Source organism: Flavobacterium sp. GNP002 (genome assembly GCF_054343795.1).
In genome coordinates, this window is record NZ_JBTGUW010000001.1 from 245,790 (window position 1) to 264,768 (window position 18,979).

The window sequence follows — 18,979 nt, forward strand, 5'->3', positions numbered from 1 at the left end:
TATGTGCCCACCGCACATTGCAGCAAATTTGCAAAAAACTCAAAACGAAAATCCCAAAGCCAACCTTGCAAAAAACCTGCAATCGCCAACATACAGCAAACAGCCCTTAGTCCGACTCATAAACAGAAAGACATTTTATTAGCTTGACTTTAAAGTTTGAATTTATTAACTTTACGAAATGAAAGAAAAGGTAATAAGGGTTATTTCTGAGTTTAACAGTGAGTTGAAACTTCAGGGATTTAAAGCGTTTCAAATTGAAGCAGACTGCAGTGACACGCGTACCTACAGCAGAAAAGATTTCTATAAAATATGCCTTACAACTGGGGAAAGTAAAATTCATTACTCGGATAAAACCTTTGAACAGGAAGGTACGATTCTCTTTTTTGGCAATCCGCATATTCCGTATTCTTGGGAAACGATTTCTACAACTTATGTAGGTTACACGATTCTTTTTTCTGCAGAATTCTTCAAAAATTCCGAACGCTCAGAGAGTTTGCATCAATCGTCTTTCTTTAAGATTGGTGGAACTCCGATTTTGAAAATTACAACTGAGCAAAGAGACTTTCTCAATACTGTTTTTCAGAAAATCATTTCTGAACAAGAAAGTAATTATACCCATAAGGATGAGCTGATTAGAAATTACATCAGTCTCATCATTCACGAATCTTTAAAAATGGAACCTTCTGAAAATTACGAGCAAAATAAAAATGCATCATACAGATTGTCTTCGGTTTTTCTTGAATTATTGGAAAGGCAGTTTCCAATAGAAACTACACAAAATCCGCTTAAATTAAAAACGGCACAGCATTATGCCAAACATTTGAACGTACATATTAATTATTTGAATCGTGTCGTAAAAGAAGTTACCGGAAAATCCACAACTTCACACATTACCGAACGAATCATCACTGAAGCAAAAGCACTTTTACAACATACAGATTGGAGTATTTCTGAAATCGCCTATGCACTAGGATTCGAATATCCAACATATTTTAATAATTTCTTTAAAAAAATAACAGGAACCAATCCTAAATCATTCCGACTGACTGGGGTTTGAATTTCTTAATTTTTGGTTTGATAATCTTTAACAGCTTAATGTTAGATCGCCATAACTTTGTAACAGGTTATCAAATCAATTTAAGATGTCAAATTCACAAAATAATTCCAATCCTCAAGCTTTTAAAAAAGACATTTTCGAACGGTTAAAATCGGGAGAAATGATACGTACGACAGACAATGAATATTTTAAAATAAACGAAGTCGTTACAAGAACGCTAAAACTTTCACAGCAATTGAACTCTTGCAACAATACGGAAGAGGTTCGGCACTTTTTAAGTGAAATTATTGGAAGTGAAATTGATGATAGCACAACTATATTTCCTCCGTTTTATGTCAACTTCGGAAAGTTTATCAAAGTTGGCAAAAAAGTTTTCATCAATCACGCCTGCTCATTTCTGGATATGGGTGGAATAATCATTGAAGATGAAGTTTTGATTGGTCCGAAAGTCAATCTTATTACAGAAAATCATCCAACCAATCCCAACGACAGGCAAGCTTTAATTACAAAACCAATTATCATAAAAAGAAAAGCTTGGATTGGAGCAGGTGCAACAATTCTTCCTGGAGTAACTATTGGTGAAAATTCAATTGTCGCAGCAGGAGCTGTAGTCTCAAAAGATGTTCCGGATAACACTATTGTTGGCGGGGTTCCCGCAAAAATCATTAAAAAAATAGAGTATGAATCCGTTTAAATTTAACTATAAAAAAACTTGTTATTGATATTAGCATCAATAGCAATGCTATCGTGTAACAATAAAAAAATAGAAAAAATGAATACAGAAAACAAAACGGAAATTTTTCCAAAAGGAGATAAGCTACCAAACGAATGGTTTACTGGAAACGCATTTTTGTATCCAATAGTTTCCAAAGATAAGAACAATGATTTTTCGGCAGGAAATGTCACCTTTGAAGCGGGAGCAAGAACGGTTTGGCATACACATCCAAAAGGACAGGTTTTAATTGTACTTGAGGGTAACGGCTTTTATCAGGAAAAAGGCAAAACCGCACAGCCTATAAAAAAAGGAGATGTTATTAATGTTCCTGAAAACACAGAACATTGGCACGGAGCTTCCGCATCCTACTCGATGACTCATATAAATATTACTAATTTCAAAGACGATACTCAGGTGACTTGGCTGCAACCCGTAACAGAGGTGGAATTTAATGAGGTAAATAATCAAAACTAAAATGAAGAAAATCGCATTAATCGTTGCTGTAATCATATTGTCATTAGGACATTTAACAGCGCAAACAAAGCAGAAATTGTCAAACAAAAATTCTTATAAAATGAATAATACAGAAAAGTATACATTCAAACTCAGCGATAAAGTGACCCGTGAAAAAGTAACATTCAAAAACCGTTACGGAATAACACTTTCAGGAGATTTATATCTTCCAAAAAATGCTGGAACTGAAAAATTAGCTGCATTGGCAATCAGCGGACCATTTGGCGCGGTAAAACAACAGTCATCTGGATTGTATGCTAATGAAATGACAGAAAGAGGTTTCGCAGTCGTTGCATTTGACCCGTCTTACACAGGCGAAAGTGGTGGCGAGCCCCGCAACTTGGCTTCGCCTGAAATCAATACCGAAGATTTCAGTGCAGCAATAGATTTCTTAGGGCTTCAGAAAAACATAGACCGAAACAAAATCGGAATTATTGGAATTTGTGGATTTGGAGGTTTTGCTTTGAATGCCACTGCAATGGACAAACGCGTAAAAGCGGTTGCCACGACAAGTTTGTATGATATGACAAGAGTGATGTCTAAAGGATACAACGACTCCGTAACTCCCGAACAACGTACGAAAACCTTGGAAGATTTGGGCCAGCAACGTTGGAAAGATGCTGGAAATGGAAAACCTGCCGATGGTCCGCGTAATTTACCTGAAAGCCTGAAAGGCGATGAACCTCAATTTGTAAAAGAATATTTTGATTATTACAGAACACCTCGTGGTTTTCATCCGAATTCTTTGAACTCAAATGGAGCTTGGTTGATAACAAATCCGTTATCATTTATGAATATGCCAATCTTGATGTATGTGAAAGAAATCTCTCCAAGGCCTATGCTTTTAATCGTAGGAGAAAATGCGCATTCAAGATATTTCAGTGAAGATATTTACAAGAGTGCTTCCGAACCTAAAGAAATACTAATTATTCCAAATGGTGTTCACGTCGATTTTTATGACAAAGTTGACATAATTCCTTTTGATAAATTGGAAACGTTTTTCAAACAGTATTTAAAATAATTTTTTTAGTCTAAAACACATCGTATGAAATATCTATTGTCAGCATTTTTGATATTAGTGTCATTTACGCTTTGTTTGGCAAGCTGTGGCAAAGATGATAAACAAACGTCTACTCAAAATAACGAAAAACCTAATAATCCAATCCTAAGTAAAATGAAAATAACAGTTGGCTCTTCTGTTTTTACAGCCACATTATACAACAATGCTACCACAAAAGCTTTCAAAGCTATGTTGCCTTTGACAATCAATATGAGTGAGTTGAATGGTAATGAAAAATTTTATTATTTTTCTTCAACATTACCTACAAATGCAACAACTGGTAAAAACATTCAAACAGGAGATTTGATGTTGTATGGTAATAATTGTTTGGTGTTATTTTATGAAAACCTTAATACATCCTATAGTTACACACGACTGGGGAAAATTGATACTATTTCAGGATTAGCTTCGACATTCGGAAACGGAAATGTAATCGTGAAATTTGAATTAGAGTAACGAAAAAGACCCAACATGAACCACAGCAAATAATTGTGGTTTTGCGAACTGCGCCCACAATAGTGAGCAAATAAGACAATAAGCTATGAGTAATTCATGGCTTTTTTGTTATTCTAAATCCCTTGTATCATCCAAAAAAAGCCTAGCTATTTAAGCTTAATCCTAAAATAGATTTACTCCATACTTGGTTAAAATATAAAAAAAACACTTGTTAATTCAATCTAATTAACTAACTTTCATACACTTATACTTTAATTATCAACTCTAGAAATAAGGTTAGCACTATTTAATTTTTATACCATACGACTATGAAAATTTCTTTAGAAAAAAAAATAATTATTGGATTCATCCTCAACTTGTTTGTCGTTTTTGCGATAGCTGGGGTTTTTATTTTAAGAATAAATAAACATAGAAATCCAGAGTTAGATAATTCATTAAATTGGATAGAAATTGCATTAATCATTCTTTCAATCATTTTGTTGACTGTAGTTTATTTTATCATTCGATCCCAACTTCGGGCTAAAAATCGTTCTCAAGATTTACTTTTAGAAAACAAACAATTACTGCAATCGATTATTGACAATACTTTAAGTCCTATGTTTATCAAAAAAATAAATGGTGAGTATCTGTTGATTAATAAACAATTTGAATCTTTACATAAAATCAAAAATGAAGAAATAACAGGTAAAACCGATCATGATTTTTTACCTGCTTTAATTGCAGATGCCAACCGAAACTCCGATTTTGAGGTTGTAAAAGCATTAAAAGAATTAAAAACCGAAGAAACCATTCAACAATCTGATGGCATGCATACCTATATTGCCGTGAAGTTCCCTATCTATGACGCTGCAAAAAGAATTTACGCCATTGGTGGAATTTTCACAGATATCTCTGAAAGAAAAAAACTGGAAGAATCTTCTAAAGCGGCTTATAATTTTTTTAAAATGTCAGTAGAAATGATGATTATTTCCTCTATGGATAAATTCATAAAAGTGAATCCGGCAGTCAGTAAAATTTTAGGATATTCAGAGGAAGAATTATTAAGTAAAAGCTTTTTGGAGTTTACACATCCAGATGATATTGAAATCACACAAAAAGAAGTTGCTAAACTTCAAACCGGAGCTCCCTCCATAAAATTCGAAAACAGATATATTTGTAAAGACGGCTCGATAAAATGGCTTATTTGGTCTGTATTTCCTGATATTACGACTGGATTATTGTATGCCGTTGCCAGTGATATAACCGCTCAAAAAGAAATTGAAACCGCACTAAATGTGGCGAATACATTTTTCTACATGTCCTTTGATATGTTTGTAGTCATTAAAAATGAAAAATTCGTAAAAGTAAATCCTGCTTTCACAAGGATACTTGGATACGATCAAAGAGAAATAATCAACAAACCATTTTTAGATTTTATTCATCCTGAGGATACTAAAATTTTTATGGATGGAATTAAAAAACTACAAGTTAGCGACTCCTTTATAAGTCATAGAGTTCGAGAACGACTAAAAGACGGTTCTTACAAATGGTTTGACTGGACCAGCACGATTGATATTCAAACAGGAATAATTTATGCTGCAGCAAGAGATGTTTCTGAATTGATTAAAAATGAAGAATCCTTGAAGGTAGCAAATATGTTTTTTGATATGGCATTCGACATTTTAACCGTTGCCAAAGGCGATCGTTTTATCAAAATTAATCAAGCTTTCACAAAAACCCTTGGGTATAATCAAGAAGACATGGATCGAATTAAATTCATGGATTTAATTCACCCAGATGATAAAAAAACTACAGAAGAAGTATTGGAAAAACATTTAAAAGGAAAATCTGTTGTTAATTTTAGAATACGTTTTCTTTGTAAAGATGGTACTTATAAATGGCTCGACTGGAATAGTAATATGGATCTTCAAAACGGAGTTTTTTATTCTGTTGGAAGAAATGTTACGGAACTCGTAGAACTCGAAAATGAACAGCAACTAACCATAGAAAATCTCTATGAAAATGAAGAAAAATTACGATTAATAGTCGAAAATATCAGCGAAGGAATTATTGTGGCTAATGCTGATAAAAAAATAATCATGGCCAATGAGATGGCCAATGCCATTTTTGGAATCGAAGAAGACGACAAAATATCCCCAAATTTAAGCAATCATTTCGAGCTCTATTTCCCAGATGAAAAAACCATTTTTCCATCGCAAAACTTACCTATGGAGCGTGCTCTAAGAGGTGAAGTGACTACTGATGTTGAAATCATTCTTTGGAATCCAATGGCACAGGAAAAGAAAAGAGTGCTTATTAGCGGTAGACCGTTAGTTGATCAAAGCAATAATGTAGTCGCAGCTGTTGTAACAATAAAAGACATTAGTAAATACAAACAAATGGAAGAAGATTTGAAAGAATCAGAATCTAAATACAGAAAATTAATAGGATTTCGAAAAGGCAATACTGATACAATAATTTAAACTGGAAAGCCACATTTGCAAAGGATTATTTGCACTATAATTTCCTTTTTAGATTCTCTTTCACTTCATCAAACCATTCATTTTTTAAAATACTTAAAATAATACTGTCCCTCCGAGCGTCACTTCCTAAAGTTGGCATGTGATTGCGCAATACACCTTCTACTTTACAACCGATGCTTTTCATGGCTGCAATACTTCGTTCGTTATTATTGTCAGCTCGAAATTCAACCCGCTCCATTCCAAGCGTTTCAAATGCATATTGTAAAAGTAAATATTTACAATGCTTGTTCAGTCCTGTTCCTCGAAATGATTTGCCATACCAAGTGTAGCCCAATTGCAACGTTTTAAACTGAAGATTGATATCATAAAAACGAGTACTTCCAGCATATTTTCCAGATTTTTTATCGAAAACTATAAAGGGAAATTCGGTTTTTATCTCTCTGGCTTTTAGCGCAATCTGAATGTATTTTTCCAGATTTTCTCTGCCATTGGCGCGCACCAAAGAATATTCCCAAGTCTCCGGTTCATTAATGGAAATTTCCAAAAGATTTTCGAAATCTGATTCTTGTAAGGAACGCAATAAAACTGTTTCATCCTCCAGAACCAGCGTATGTGAAAAGTTTAAATCCATTTTGGTATTCATTTTAGAGTTGTAAACTAAAGATGACCAAATATAAACCATATTAGATTAGTACCGAAAAATATTTTACGCCCAAGTTAAAACCTACCAAATACCTTATTCACTGGACAATAGCCACAAACCTAACTTCAATTGCGTGCTTTCTACTGTTTTACTATTTTATTTTTTCTTACTTTTAGTGTCTAAAGCAAAAACTTCGTTTGCTATTAAAATATCGTTGAACCTAAATTTAAAAAATGAAACCAATCCAGTTATTAGCGTTCTGTTTACTACTTTTTAGTACATTTTCCTCTAACTCCCAAAATCAAAAATCAAAAGAATTCAAAGTAGAATTTGAAAAATTCACACTTGAAAATGGATTGCAAGTTATTTTGCATATTGACCGATCTGATCCTGTAGTTGCGGTTGCTTTGACGAGTCATGTAGGTTCTGCAAGAGAAAAAGCAGGTCGCACTGGATTTGCGCATTTGTTTGAGCATTTACTTTTCTTGGAATCGGAAAATTTAGGAAAAGGAGGGCTTGATAAAATGAGTGCGCGTATAGGTGGTGAAGGTGCCAATGGTTCTACAAGCAGAGACCGCACTAATTATTTTCAGACGGTCCCTAAAGATGCATTAGAAAAAATGATTTGGGCCGAAGCTGATAAATTAGGTTATTTCATCAACACGGTTACAGAACCGGTTTTAGCTAAGGAAAAACAGGTCGTTAAAAATGAAAAAAGACAGAGTTATGATAACAGACCGTATGGTCATAATTTTTCAGTAATCTCTAAGAATTTATATCCGGCAACGCATCCGTACAGCTGGGATGTAATTGGTTCCTTAGAAGATTTACAAAATGCCACACTGGAAGATGTAAAAAGTTTCTACAATCGCTGGTATGTACCTAATAATGTTACACTGACAATTGCTGGAGATTTTGATGTGAAGCAAACCAAAGCTTGGGTCGAAAAATATTTTGGAGACATCAACCGTGGTGAAGCAATTCCCAAAATGGAAAAACAGTCTGTAACATTGACCGAAACTAAAAAACTATATTACGAGGATAATTTTGCCAAGTTACCGCAACTCACACTGACTTGGCCTTCAGTTTATGAATACCATCCAGACAGTTATGCTCTAGAAGTTCTGGCCAGTTATCTTTCAAAAGGTAAAAAAGCACCTTTGTACAAAACCCTTGTTGAAGACAAAAAATTAACGGATGGCGTTGATGTTTTCCAATACAATTCAGAAATAGCAGGTCAGTATATGTTAAGTGTTACTGCTTTTGAAAAAACAAATTTGAATGAAGTAATGAATGGCGTAAACGTAGCTTTTAAAAACTTTGAAGCTGAAGGAATTTCACAACAGGATTTAAATAGAATTAAAGCAGGACAAGAAACTGCTTTTTACACAAATTTATCGAGTGTATTAGGAAAAGGATTTCAACTGGCACAATATGAAATTTTTGCAGGAACTCCAGATTATATCAATCAAGATGTAAAAAATATTCTAGCCGTGACTACCGAAGATGTGATGCGCGTGTATCAAAAATACATCAAAGGAAAGCATTTTGTTGCTACTAGTTTTGTTCCAAAAGGTGAAGCCAATTTAATCTTAGAAGGTTCATCATTAGCCGCAATTGTGGAAGAAAAAATTATCGAAGGAAAAGAAGATTCATTTGATGCAAGTATTGCTGCTACGTATGAAAAAACACCTTCTAAATTTGACCGAAGTGTTGAACCCGCTTATGGTGAAAGCCCTGATGTAAAATTACCAACAGTTTGGAAAAGTAAGTTATCATCCGGTTTAAACGTATTAGGAATTGAAAACCACGAAGTGCCGCTAGTTCAATTTCAACTACAAATTAAAGGCGGAATGTTGCTTGAAAACACCGATAAAGTAGGAGTTTCGACTATGCTGGCGGAACTGATAACAAAAGGAACAAAAAACAAAACTCCAGAACAACTTGAAAATGCTATCGAAAGTCTGGGAGCAACCATAAGAGCGTATGCAAGTGATGAATCTATATTTATTTCAGGAAATACCTTAGCCAAAAATTACGCTGCAACTATGGCATTAGTTCAAGAAATAATTTTACAACCACGCTGGGATACTGCCGAATTTGATTTGATTAAACAAAGTACGTTAAGCCAAATCACACAACAGAAAGCAGATCCAAATAGTATTGCCAGAAATGAATTCAAGAAATTAATTTATGGAAAAGAATCTACATTGGCGAACAACCGCATCGGCACTGAAAATTCAGTGAATAGCATTACGATTGCCGATTTGAAAAATTATTACAACAAAAACATGACTCCATCTGTTTCTAATTTTCAAATTGTGGGTGCTATTTCAAAAGCAAATGTGACAAATTCATTAGCGGCTTTAAATAAAAACTGGGAAGCTAAAAAAGTTACGGTTCCTAAAATAGAAACTACGAATACTGTAGCGTCATCCAAAATTTATTTTTATGATGTTCCCGGTGCCAAACAATCTGTAATCCGAATTGGATATCCTGCTCTTGCTGCTACTGATGCTGATTTTTATCCTGTTCAAATCATGAATTACCGTTTAGGCGGTGGTAGTTTTGCTTCACAATTGACACAAGAATTACGCGAAGGAAAAGGATATACGTACGGAATCAATTCCTCCTTTAATGGTTCTGTAAACAAAGGTCCATTTACTATTGCAAGTGGTGTGCGTTCGAATGTAACTTATGAATCCGTTAGCTTAATCAAAGAAATTCTTTCGCAATATGGGAAAAACTTCAACGAGAATGATCTTGAAGTGACTAAAGGATATTTAATAAAAAGTAATGCGAGAGCGTTTGAAACACTTTCTGCTAAACTGGAAATGCTATATGATATCAGCAACTACAACTACGCTAATGATTATGCGAAACAGCAAGAAAACATTGTAAAAAACAGCACTATTGACGTTATAAAAAAGCTTTCAGAAAAGTATTTGAATGCTGATAAAATGATCTATTTAGTGGTAGGTGATGCTGAAACACAATTGAAAAAGCTGGAGCAAATTGGTTTTGGAGAACCAATTCTTCTGAATAAACCAGCAGTAAAATAAGTTGATTTTAAACTAATTTGGGTTTTACATGACTGATTGTCTTAGCCCAGATCGAAGTAAAAATCCCGAACTGTAAAAAAAATAATTTTTCTTGTCCTGAAAGAGCGACCAACGGAAGCTCCTTTCAGGATTTAGAAAAATATTTTTTTTTTAAGGAAGTCCCGAAATATCGGGATGTAACGGAGCGCTGTCCCGGAGCTTCGGGATAGCTCCTAAAAGAATTATTCATTCATTTCGTCATAACGAACCGGAATTTGCGGATCGTACAACGAACATTTGAATTCTTCCATAGTATCTGAGAGAAGATTCATGGTTTTCCCTTCGGTTCCATAGCAATCAATCTGGATGCTCTGTGGTGTAGTTTTGATGTGAAAAGCACCTTTTCCAGCCGTATTTTTCCAACTAAATTCATCTACTTTTTCCCAGTTTGAAAATACCGAATTGATTCGATTGATGATAACCGTCACAGGCAATTCCTCTAGTCCTTCGACAATTTCCTGCTCAACAATAGCTTCATAAACCAAGTGATGGTTCAGATAAATTCCGTCCTGATATTTCCAAAAAAGTAATTCGTACATAGTATTTTATTTTACTTTTTAATATTCAAAAGTACCGTATTCGCTAGTAATAGTTAGTTTTTTCGAAGTAGCAGCTTCTACTCTACCTACGATTTGTGCATCAACATTAAATGATTTTGAGATTGCAATAATGTCTTGGGCAACAGCTTCCGGAACGTAAATTTCCATGCGGTGACCGCAATTGAAAACTTGGTACATTTCTTTCCAATCCGTTTTAGATTGCTCTTGAATTAACTGGAACAATGGCGGAACCGGAAATAAATTGTCTTTTATAATGTGTAGATTTTCTACGAAATGTAAAATCTTAGTTTGTGCTCCTCCACTGCAATGCACCATTCCGTGAATTTCATTAGAAGAATATTGGTCTAAAATTTTCTTGATGATTGGCGCATAGGTTCTGGTTGGTGAAAGTACCAGTTGTCCTGCGTCTATTGGTGAATTTTCAACGGCATCCGTCAATTGTACTTGTCCAGAATAGATTAATTCCTCAGGAACTGCAGCATCAAAACTCTCCGGATATTTGTTTGCTAAATACTTCCCGAAAACATCATGTCGCGCTGATGTTAATCCGTTGCTTCCCATTCCGCCATTATAGCTTTTCTCGTAAGTAGCCTGACCAAAAGAAGCCAATCCTACTATTACGTCGCCGGCTTGAATATTTGCATTGTCAATTACTTTACTTCGTTTCATGCGGGCTGTTACCGTCGAATCTACAATAATAGTTCGAACAATATCTCCCACATCTGCTGTTTCTCCACCTGTTGAATGAATGGTCACGCCAAAAGAGTCCAGTTCTTTAATCAACTCTTCGGTTCCATTGATAATTGCTGAAATAACTTCGGCTGGAATTAGGTTTTTATTTCTTCCAATGGTAGATGATAGCAAAATATTATCTGTTGCACCCACGCACAATAAATCGTCAATATTCATGATTAAAGCATCTTGCGCAATACCTTTCCAAACAGAAATATCTCCCGTTTCTTTCCAATACATGTAAGCCAAAGAGGATTTAGTTCCTGCTCCATCAGCATGCATGATAAGGCAATATTCTTCGTCTTGAGTTAAATAATCAGGGACAATTTTGCAGAAAGCTTGTGGAAATAATCCTTTATCAATATTTTTTATGGCATTGTGAACATCTTCTTTGGATGCCGAAACACCGCGAAGCGCATATCTTTTTGAAGTATCTGAACTCATGTAGTATAGTTGTAAATCCTGCTTTTAAGCAGATAGTTGTGGCGCAAAGATAATTATTTTTTTTGGGTTTTACCTATGGAGAGTTAGTAAGAGTTACTCAAATCAAAGCCGTATTTTAAGACAAAAAAAACACCTAGTTCATAAGAATTAGGTGTTTTTTTTGTCTTAAATATATATATCATTCCCAATCTGGCATACTTGCATTAGCGAATATTATCGTTCTTGAAACTCCCGCACTATTGTTTGCAGCCGGTGTACATTTTACAATATTTTTGGTAGACACTCCGTCATTAGAGGTATTCATGATAATTAGTTCGGCCTCATTGGGAGAATATCGCACATCCAAATCAACTGTTCCTGCAGGTTTCTCTAATGAAATTTCGCTAGCAGTACTGCTACTAAAAAAATATTGAAACACTCTAGTATCCAATTGTCGATAATTAGCATCTTCGTATCCAGAAACATCTCTAGTAAAGACTAATTTTTGTCCTGTAATAGAAAAATTAAGACCTCCTATTGCTCCTGTTGTTCCAGACCAAACTTGAGTTATAAGTGCGCCTGCTGGACTGATCACATAAATTTCAGCATTGTAACCGTTACTATCATTTACTTTTAAAGCAATTTTAGAACCATCGTTACTCCAATCGCATTCTGATATGAATTTTCCGTTTGGAGTTTGATAAATTTTAGTTAATCCACTTCCGTCGCTATTGATTCTATATAATTTATCGAAATACGGATAAATGATCTGACTACCCGATGTGTTCCAAGAAAAATTAAGAAAATCAGAATTAAATCCAGCAATAGGAATCGAGTTCGTTACTTTAAAAATTCCTGAACCATCTGGATTCATTGTGTAAATATGATTTTGCGAACCGCTCGCTCTAATGAATGCAATTTTTTTAATTTGATTATTTTTCCTCGGTCTCCAGCTATTTACATCTAAACTAGTCAGTCTTAATTGATTTCCAGAATCATCACCAGAATAAATCACATTATTCTCAACGCTCTTTTTTACAAATAATAATCTAGCGGAAGAAAAAGCAGTAGTTGTAAAAGCACGAACTGCGCTCAAAACAAATGGATTAATCCCATCAGAAACAGAAACTTGCCAATAATATTTTGTACTGTAATTTAATCCTTTTAACGTAAAGTTTGTTTTAGAAATATTAGGATAAATAACAACCTCATCACTATTTTCTTTTCTCAAGCTAATTTCGTACTTCAAGCTATCTTTTTCAACATCTGTAGCGGTCCATATCAAATTCAAATCTAATGATTGATTAATAGCATTGTCTAAAGGTGTAATTAATACTGGAGTAGTTGGAGGTTTATTGTTAGTTGTCGATAATTTAAGCTCAAAAACTAACATTGTAGTTTTGTCGGTATTTACACTTGCAGCTTCAAATTTCACTATATAACCCTCTTTTTGAGCTTCAAATGAATAATCACCAACTTTCACATTATTAACAACAAATTTTCCTTCATCGTCAGTAAAAACAATACTGGTATTTGGATTTGAAAAAACCTTGACATTCGCCAAAGGTTTGAAATCAATAGCACTCACCACTTTACCTTCTACTGTTCCGTAATCTTCTCCAGTAAATTTTTCTTCACTACAAGAGAACAGCATTAAAAACAATATTAATAAAGTAATTTTAAGATAAGTATTTTTCATCAGTATAGAATTAAAATTATTAATGAGCTGGGATTAATTGATTTTGATAATATTAGAAACCTTTCACTTCACGAGATTTTTTTTATTAGAAAAATAAATAGTCACTCCTAAACCGAAACGATAATAATAATCGTCTCGTACTCCTCTTTTTATATGATCGATGTTATCACTAAAATTTAGATTTTGCTCACCATACAATTTTATACCTAAATTATCCGTCGCCATATATTCGATACCAATTCCATATTGAACTTTCGCATGTAAATTTTCGAAGGCTTTATTCATCCCAAATCCACCACCAGCGAATACATACGGACTTAATTTATCTTTTGGCAATAAAATAAACTCAGTATTCAAGTCGTATGTTAAATAACCAACATCTAACAAATTCTTATTGGCCAGTTCAAAAACATTTGTAGATGCACTTAAGTTAAAAGAAGGAGTTAGAAAATACTTCAAAGCACCTCTTCCCATAAGTCTTAATTCAGGGTTGCTGTAATCTCCGTCCATTAATGTAGTACCACCTGTTATTTCTATTCCAAACTTTGATCTTCTTTGTTTTAAATTTCGATCATATATCGCTGTAACATTTGCTTCTTCGTTCTCGTTCTTATAATTTTTCAAAAGGGATTCCTTGGCTGGCAAAGAAAGATCTGCTTCCCAAATTCCATCTTTAATTCCTTCTAAAACCAAAGTGGAAACTGCTTTTTCTATAGCTTCTGTAACTGCCATTTGAACAGGTTCGTTGGTAGTATAACCAGTTTCTACTTCTAACAATCTTTTAAAATTGACGTACTTAAAAAGACTTTGATCGATAGCTTGAGAGAGTATTGTTTTAGAAATATAGACCGATTTTAAAATTTTACCATTAGCAGTAGATACCATTCTAAGATAAATCGTAACTCGATCTTGTCTGTATTTTACAGCACCTCCAGTACCAAAATAGCGCGCACCAAAACCGCCTGTAATAATATTAGAATCGTAAGATATAATTCCTCCTTCGAGTAAAACTCCTGCATACAATAAGGGTGTAATTTGTGGTACATTAGGATCAACATCTTTTACATACTCTTGTCTTGTTGAACGGATAAGATTTCGCTCTTGAAGTAAGTTTCCAATATTTTCGCGCTCGATAGGAATGAACCATTTAGAATCCTCTAAAGCCTTAATTAATATGGATGTGGCTCCTTGTGTAACGGCGGTACTAAAATTACTACCGTTTTCAGATGCTTTGTACTGACCAGTTTGATCTCTAAATTTATAAATCCCTACCACAATTTGTTCTTTGGCTTTAGGTAGTTCTTTCAAAAGTGTAGTTGCCGGAGTAATTTCTCCAATTATCGCTTTTTCTGTTCCAGTAGGTTGATTAAAATAAGCACCGCAACTAGACATGAAAAAAAAATCATCAACATTAAATTAGTATATAATCTCATATTATCGATTTGGGATGATTACTTGTGTCTGTGCTCCTGTTTTAGTATCTAAAATATCAACAGTTAAACCTCCGGATGAGGGATATACCTCAACAGATAAACTACCAAAAGTATAGGAGCCTATTTTTATTCCATCATTACCAAACTGTTGTTTGAATAAAGAGCTTGAGATTTGGCTCAACAATAAAGAATTTAAACTTGCGGTGAATCTTTCTAATTCTGTTTGTTGCACCTGCGCAACTGGTTTATCGGTAAATTTATTTTGAGATTCAGCAGAACTAGCTAGCCACTGATAATTAAAAGTATCACCTCCAAAAGCAGGATTTTTGGGCTTGTAAACAAAATCTTGTGCTTCTACTGATTGAAAACCAAAAATAAAAGTCACAATAAGGAATAACGTTTTCATATTTAACAGGATAAAATTAATACTGAGTAAAATATTTACTTTGCTTTTCTAAATTTTTTAAATATAAATAGGTGGCATAAATAGATTCTTCGGCCATCTCTTTTAGATATTCCTCATCAGGCTTGGCCAAAAACTCATAAATAACTTCATTATCTATGTTGACGACTATTTTGGTATTTCTGGCAAAGCTAAATTCCTCATTTAGCGTAATAATTTTTCTTGAATTGACTTTGTATTCATTATATAAATAATAATATACATCATAAAAATCTTTTCCAACTTTTGTTTTTGTATCATCTGAAATAATGCCTAGTAAATCAAACCCATCTGAAGGAATTACTATAACTTCCTCTTTTTTTTTGTTCACCAAGAACTAACCTATCTTTTCCAATTAGTTGCTTGTTTTCATTATAGAAAAGTAATAACACAATTACCTCATCTCCAGTATTTAAATTAACTTGTGAGGTTGATAAATTTTTATTTTCACTTGGATTTAAAGAAAAAAACCCTTCTTGAATGTTATCAGAATGATTATTATTTAAATTGTTTTTTTTTATTACCGATAACTTATAAGAAAAACTTTGAACGATGTCTGATAGATTTTCCGCTGTTCCAGTTACTTTAATAATGCCATCTAAATTTTCAATGTCTATTTTAGCTTTTACGACAGTATTTGTTGTTTGAGCATAAGACATTGTTTCGCTAAAAAGCAACACAAATAATGAAAAGCAGCACATCAAAATTCTCATAATTTAGTATGGTTTATTATTGTGACAGCTGCACCATTTCCTGATTGAATTATTGTCATATTTTTTGAAATTGAATTAGATCCAAAATTTTTAATATTTTGATTATTTCCTTTTTGAAACAATTCAGTAGTTAGTTCATAATTAGCATAAGGAACATAATCATGTACAATATTATTATTTCCTTGTTGAGTTACTTTTTGATAAATTGAATTTGCATTTTTGTCAATAAACAATTGATTGTTATTTCCTTCTTGGGCTAGTGTAGCATCAATTTTACTGGATACAAATTGAGAATTTATACTATTATTGTTTCCTATTTGCAATACTTGAACGGTATTAATATTTTGTTGATGATTTAAATTGGTATGCGATTTAGTAACATAAAAATTAGAATTCATAGAAACAATTCCTTCCTTTGTATCTATCAATGCTATTGGGTTTTCATTATATGGAGCAGGAAAACTTTCTTTTCCTTGCGCCAAACAAAGCTGAAAAGAAAAGAAAAGAAAAACAATGATATTTATAGATAGCGTTTTCATTAGTCCCTATTTTTATAAAAAGAAGGGACAACTTAATAAGCTGCCCCTAACTTTATGAGGTTTAACTAGTTACTTTGAGTTACGTTTGATACATTATAACTACCTTGTTGAGATACTGCATTCATGTTACCAGAGCTAAATCCGTTTTGATTTGTAAAAGATTTGTTCCAGTTTCCTTCTTGCAAAATGTTATCACGGTTTTTAAAACCAACTTGAGTAGTTTCAGCTATATTGTCATTACCATATTGATAATGATTTGCTTCATTTCTTGCAAGTGCTGTTGCAGCTTGTGAAGTACTATTTTGACTAATTTTTGAATCATTACGCATACCACCTTGGCTGGTGTATGCTAAATTAAAATTACCTTTTTGAGTTTGTACTGCTACGTTATCACCATGAGGATTAACAGGCACTGCAGAACTTAAAGGATTCATCATAGGAAAAGTTCCAACTACTGGAAGCGGATTATTCCCTGAAGTTCCTTGATCAATAGTCCCTTTATTGTCATTACCGTTTTGAGTTTGAGTAGCTTTATCATGTCCTTTTAAATTTGGATATGAAAAACCTTTCTCATCTTGCCATATAGTAGCATCATTTCTATCTCCTACTTGTTTTTGTATGGCAGTATTATCCCAGTTATTTTGAGAAATAAATGCACGGTTTGTATTTCCATTTTGATCGATGTCTGCAATATTTTTTGCTGATATGTTAACACCGCTTCCCATAATCTGTCCTGGATTTACACCTTGATACACAAAAGCATCATTGTCGTTTACCGTTTGTTTAATTTTAGAACTTTGAGCCGTTCCAATTTGATGAACTAACGCATTTTGTAAAGTTCCAGTTTGACCTACTAAACTTGAATTCGCTCCAACTGCTGGACCTGGTTGTGCATAAGATGCAGCTCCTACAAATAGCATCGCGGAGATGCTTAAAATTACTTTTTTCATAATAAATATATTTAATTGGTTGTTAATACAAGTTATTACGTAAGTTTATAAAAAGTGATTTGGGAACCTCCTCTTTTATGTAATAAATAACAAGAATTTTAATGTTAATAATAGTCATTGTTTCTTTATTACATATCAAAGATATAAAACGTAATTAAAAAAAAACACGTATAAATACTTGTTTTTCATATAATTACAATAATTTTCGATGAAATGCAATTCTGTATCGATGAACTACATTTTATTAAAATAAAAAAAACAAGAAAAGGACTACACAAAGCTGTATTATTGAAAATACTAGCCTTTATACTACATTAAATAAGAACTATATGACAAAATAAAGAAAAACTTAAGAATACATTTTAAGACATACGATAGCTCTATAATAATCCTCAATTTCTAAAATGACTAAAAAGGATTTACTATTTACTTTATTAGAAACCTGCATAAATAAACCTTCTTCATATCTGCACAATTGTAATGACTTAAAAAATAAAACCAAAAAATTAATACTGTTTATCAACTATACCAATCTTTCTATTTTGTTTTATGAAATTTTCAAAAAAAAAAATGCCTTTCCAAAAGGAAAGACATTTTCTACAAAAAAGTATTTGCAAATATTCTAAAGCATTATCTTATTTTTTAACAACTAGAATTTCGACTCTTCTATTAGCAATTCGTTCCGCTTCATTTTTTTCCGGCAAAGCATATATAGGTTTACTGCTTCCAAATCCTTTATGACCCAATCTTGAAGTTGCAATCCCGTTTCTTATTAAATAATCAAATACAAACTTTGATCTTCTGTAGGAAAGCTTTAAGTCATTTGGATTATCATTGCAACAAATATGTCCGTATATATTGATTTTCAATTGAGGATTCATTTTTAAAACCTGAAGAAGATCTGAAAGAATTGGTTCTGACTCGACAATTATTTTTTCTGAATTAAAATAAAAATTTAAGTTTTCAAGTTTAATTAAATCTCCTACTTTAGCTTTATTCACTTTTTCAACTAGAGAAATCGTATTCTTCGTTTTATTAACTGGAACTTCTTTCTCTGGGGTATTTTGAAAAACTAAATTCTCATCATCCATTTTTTTATTGACAAAAATCTTATCTTGATAATAAACAAAAACTTTTCGGTTATCACTTTGATTTTTTAACTGTTGAAAGTCTTCTCCCAAACCGTATAATTCAAGTTTTTCACTTAGATGGACTTTATTGAATTCTAAAAGAGCGAGTACATTATTAGCTCTTCTAAAAGATAATTCCTTGTTATAAGAATTGGAATCGATACTGTCACAAAAACCTTGAATCTTTAAAATTTCTTTGCCTTTTGAATGTTCTAACCATTTGCAAAAATCGTGTTGTGATTTTTCATTAATTATATCTTGGTTAAAATCAAAAAACAATACAAGTTTACTTTGGGAAGACAAAGTAATTATGTTTAAAAAGAAAATCAAAAAAAGTCTTATTTTCATGTA

At 33.0% G+C, this 18,979-nt stretch carries 18 protein-coding genes; 7 read left to right on the forward strand and 11 right to left on the reverse strand.

Translation table 11 applies throughout. The features are described from left to right. Positions 1–178 precede the first annotated feature (178 nt). From ACXX80_RS01150 to ACXX80_RS01175, 6 genes are all read left to right on the forward strand, one after another. Positions 179–1,057, forward strand: coding sequence for a helix-turn-helix domain-containing protein (locus ACXX80_RS01150; protein WP_458551655.1), 879 nt, complete (start codon positions 179–181; stop codon positions 1,055–1,057). 85 nt (positions 1,058–1,142) lie between these two features. Next, positions 1,143–1,751, forward strand: coding sequence for a sugar O-acetyltransferase (locus ACXX80_RS01155; RefSeq protein ID WP_315206937.1), 609 nt, complete (start codon positions 1,143–1,145; stop codon positions 1,749–1,751). Between the two features lie 78 nt (positions 1,752–1,829). Then, positions 1,830–2,246, forward strand: coding sequence for a (R)-mandelonitrile lyase (locus ACXX80_RS01160; RefSeq protein ID WP_315206940.1), 417 nt, complete (start codon positions 1,830–1,832; stop codon positions 2,244–2,246). 1 nt (position 2,247) lies between these two features. After that, complete coding sequence (locus ACXX80_RS01165; RefSeq protein ID WP_458551656.1) at positions 2,248–3,306, forward strand: alpha/beta hydrolase; 1,059 nt, start codon at positions 2,248–2,250, stop codon at positions 3,304–3,306. Positions 3,307–3,330: 24 nt separating this feature from the next. Next, complete coding sequence (locus ACXX80_RS01170) at positions 3,331–3,801, forward strand: cyclophilin-like fold protein (protein ID WP_458551657.1); 471 nt, start codon at positions 3,331–3,333, stop codon at positions 3,799–3,801. A 308-nt stretch (positions 3,802–4,109) separates the two neighbouring features. Then, positions 4,110–6,263, forward strand: coding sequence for a PAS domain-containing protein (locus ACXX80_RS01175; RefSeq protein ID WP_458551658.1), 2,154 nt, complete (start codon positions 4,110–4,112; stop codon positions 6,261–6,263). Positions 6,264–6,297: 34 nt separating this feature from the next. Here the strand turns inward: ACXX80_RS01175 and ACXX80_RS01180 are convergent, their stop codons facing one another. Continuing rightward, positions 6,298–6,906 carry a GNAT family N-acetyltransferase gene (locus ACXX80_RS01180; protein WP_458551659.1) on the reverse strand — a complete coding sequence of 203 codons (609 nt, stop codon included), beginning with the start codon at positions 6,904–6,906 and terminating at the stop codon, positions 6,298–6,300. A gap of 233 nt (positions 6,907–7,139) precedes the next feature. Between ACXX80_RS01180 and ACXX80_RS01185 the strand changes: the two genes are divergently transcribed. Further along, positions 7,140–9,968: a M16 family metallopeptidase gene (locus ACXX80_RS01185; RefSeq protein WP_458551660.1), complete on the forward strand. Its 2,829-nt coding sequence runs from the start codon at positions 7,140–7,142 to the stop codon at positions 9,966–9,968. A 221-nt stretch (positions 9,969–10,189) separates the two neighbouring features. On the opposite strand, the gene ACXX80_RS01190 is transcribed toward ACXX80_RS01185, so the two are convergent. The 10 genes from ACXX80_RS01190 to ACXX80_RS01235 all read right to left on the reverse strand — a co-directional run bounded on the left by ACXX80_RS01190 (position 10,190) and on the right by ACXX80_RS01235 (position 18,976). Further along, positions 10,190–10,546: a hypothetical protein gene (locus ACXX80_RS01190; RefSeq protein WP_458551661.1), complete on the reverse strand. Its 357-nt coding sequence runs from the start codon at positions 10,544–10,546 to the stop codon at positions 10,190–10,192. Positions 10,547–10,564: 18 nt separating this feature from the next. Continuing rightward, on the reverse strand, positions 10,565–11,743 hold the full coding sequence (locus ACXX80_RS01195; protein ID WP_458551662.1) for an AIR synthase related protein: 1,179 nt from the start codon (positions 11,741–11,743) through the stop codon (positions 10,565–10,567). Positions 11,744–11,921: 178 nt separating this feature from the next. Next, positions 11,922–13,421, reverse strand: coding sequence for a carboxypeptidase regulatory-like domain-containing protein (locus tag ACXX80_RS01200; protein ID WP_458551663.1), 1,500 nt, complete (start codon positions 13,419–13,421; stop codon positions 11,922–11,924). A gap of 63 nt (positions 13,422–13,484) precedes the next feature. Further along, entirely contained in the window at positions 13,485–14,813 is a 1,329-nt protein-coding gene (locus ACXX80_RS01205) for a CsgG/HfaB family protein (RefSeq protein WP_458551664.1), read from the reverse strand. Positions 14,814–14,855: 42 nt separating this feature from the next. Next, on the reverse strand, positions 14,856–15,260 hold the full coding sequence (locus tag ACXX80_RS01210; RefSeq protein WP_458551665.1) for a curli assembly protein CsgF: 405 nt from the start codon (positions 15,258–15,260) through the stop codon (positions 14,856–14,858). A 16-nt stretch (positions 15,261–15,276) separates the two neighbouring features. Continuing rightward, a complete protein-coding gene (locus ACXX80_RS01215; protein WP_458554066.1) occupies positions 15,277–15,627 on the reverse strand; it encodes a CsgE family curli-type amyloid fiber assembly protein in 351 nt (116 codons plus the stop codon). Beyond that, the gene (locus ACXX80_RS01220) at positions 15,578–16,009 is read right to left on the reverse strand and encodes a hypothetical protein (RefSeq protein WP_458551666.1); all 432 of its coding nucleotides are present in this window, start codon (positions 16,007–16,009) and stop codon (positions 15,578–15,580) included. The genes ACXX80_RS01215 and ACXX80_RS01220 overlap by 50 nt, the downstream gene beginning before the upstream one ends. Then, on the reverse strand, positions 16,006–16,548 hold the full coding sequence (locus tag ACXX80_RS01225; protein WP_458551667.1) for a hypothetical protein: 543 nt from the start codon (positions 16,546–16,548) through the stop codon (positions 16,006–16,008). Before ACXX80_RS01225 ends, ACXX80_RS01220 begins: the two co-directional genes overlap by 4 nt. Positions 16,549–16,613: 65 nt before the next feature. Continuing rightward, the gene (locus ACXX80_RS01230) at positions 16,614–17,498 is read right to left on the reverse strand and encodes a hypothetical protein (RefSeq protein ID WP_458551668.1); all 885 of its coding nucleotides are present in this window, start codon (positions 17,496–17,498) and stop codon (positions 16,614–16,616) included. Between the two features lie 635 nt (positions 17,499–18,133). Next, positions 18,134–18,976, reverse strand: coding sequence for an OmpA family protein (locus tag ACXX80_RS01235; protein WP_458551669.1), 843 nt, complete (start codon positions 18,974–18,976; stop codon positions 18,134–18,136). Positions 18,977–18,979: the final 3 nt, after the last annotated feature.

Bases quoted from the DNA above. Each gene is read 5' to 3' on its own strand.
- ACXX80_RS01150 (WP_458551655.1), top strand. From the start codon at position 179: ATGAAAGAAAAGGTAATAAGGGTTATTTCTGAGTTTAACAGTGAGTTG.
- ACXX80_RS01155 (WP_315206937.1), top strand. From the start codon at position 1,143: ATGTCAAATTCACAAAATAATTCCAATCCTCAAGCTTTTAAAAAAGAC.
- ACXX80_RS01160 (WP_315206940.1), top strand. From the start codon at position 1,830: ATGAATACAGAAAACAAAACGGAAATTTTTCCAAAAGGAGATAAGCTA.
- ACXX80_RS01165 (WP_458551656.1), top strand. From the start codon at position 2,248: ATGAAGAAAATCGCATTAATCGTTGCTGTAATCATATTGTCATTAGGA.
- ACXX80_RS01170 (WP_458551657.1), top strand. From the start codon at position 3,331: ATGAAATATCTATTGTCAGCATTTTTGATATTAGTGTCATTTACGCTT.
- ACXX80_RS01175 (WP_458551658.1), top strand. From the start codon at position 4,110: ATGAAAATTTCTTTAGAAAAAAAAATAATTATTGGATTCATCCTCAAC.
- ACXX80_RS01180 (WP_458551659.1), bottom strand. From the start codon at position 6,906: ATGAATACCAAAATGGATTTAAACTTTTCACATACGCTGGTTCTGGAG.
- ACXX80_RS01185 (WP_458551660.1), top strand. From the start codon at position 7,140: ATGAAACCAATCCAGTTATTAGCGTTCTGTTTACTACTTTTTAGTACA.
- ACXX80_RS01190 (WP_458551661.1), bottom strand. From the start codon at position 10,546: ATGTACGAATTACTTTTTTGGAAATATCAGGACGGAATTTATCTGAAC.
- ACXX80_RS01195 (WP_458551662.1), bottom strand. From the start codon at position 11,743: ATGAGTTCAGATACTTCAAAAAGATATGCGCTTCGCGGTGTTTCGGCA.
- ACXX80_RS01200 (WP_458551663.1), bottom strand. From the start codon at position 13,421: ATGAAAAATACTTATCTTAAAATTACTTTATTAATATTGTTTTTAATG.
- ACXX80_RS01205 (WP_458551664.1), bottom strand. From the start codon at position 14,813: ATGTCTAGTTGCGGTGCTTATTTTAATCAACCTACTGGAACAGAAAAA.
- ACXX80_RS01210 (WP_458551665.1), bottom strand. From the start codon at position 15,260: ATGAAAACGTTATTCCTTATTGTGACTTTTATTTTTGGTTTTCAATCA.
- ACXX80_RS01220 (WP_458551666.1), bottom strand. From the start codon at position 16,009: ATGAGAATTTTGATGTGCTGCTTTTCATTATTTGTGTTGCTTTTTAGC.
- ACXX80_RS01225 (WP_458551667.1), bottom strand. From the start codon at position 16,548: ATGAAAACGCTATCTATAAATATCATTGTTTTTCTTTTCTTTTCTTTT.
- ACXX80_RS01230 (WP_458551668.1), bottom strand. From the start codon at position 17,498: ATGAAAAAAGTAATTTTAAGCATCTCCGCGATGCTATTTGTAGGAGCT.
- ACXX80_RS01235 (WP_458551669.1), bottom strand. From the start codon at position 18,976: ATGAAAATAAGACTTTTTTTGATTTTCTTTTTAAACATAATTACTTTG.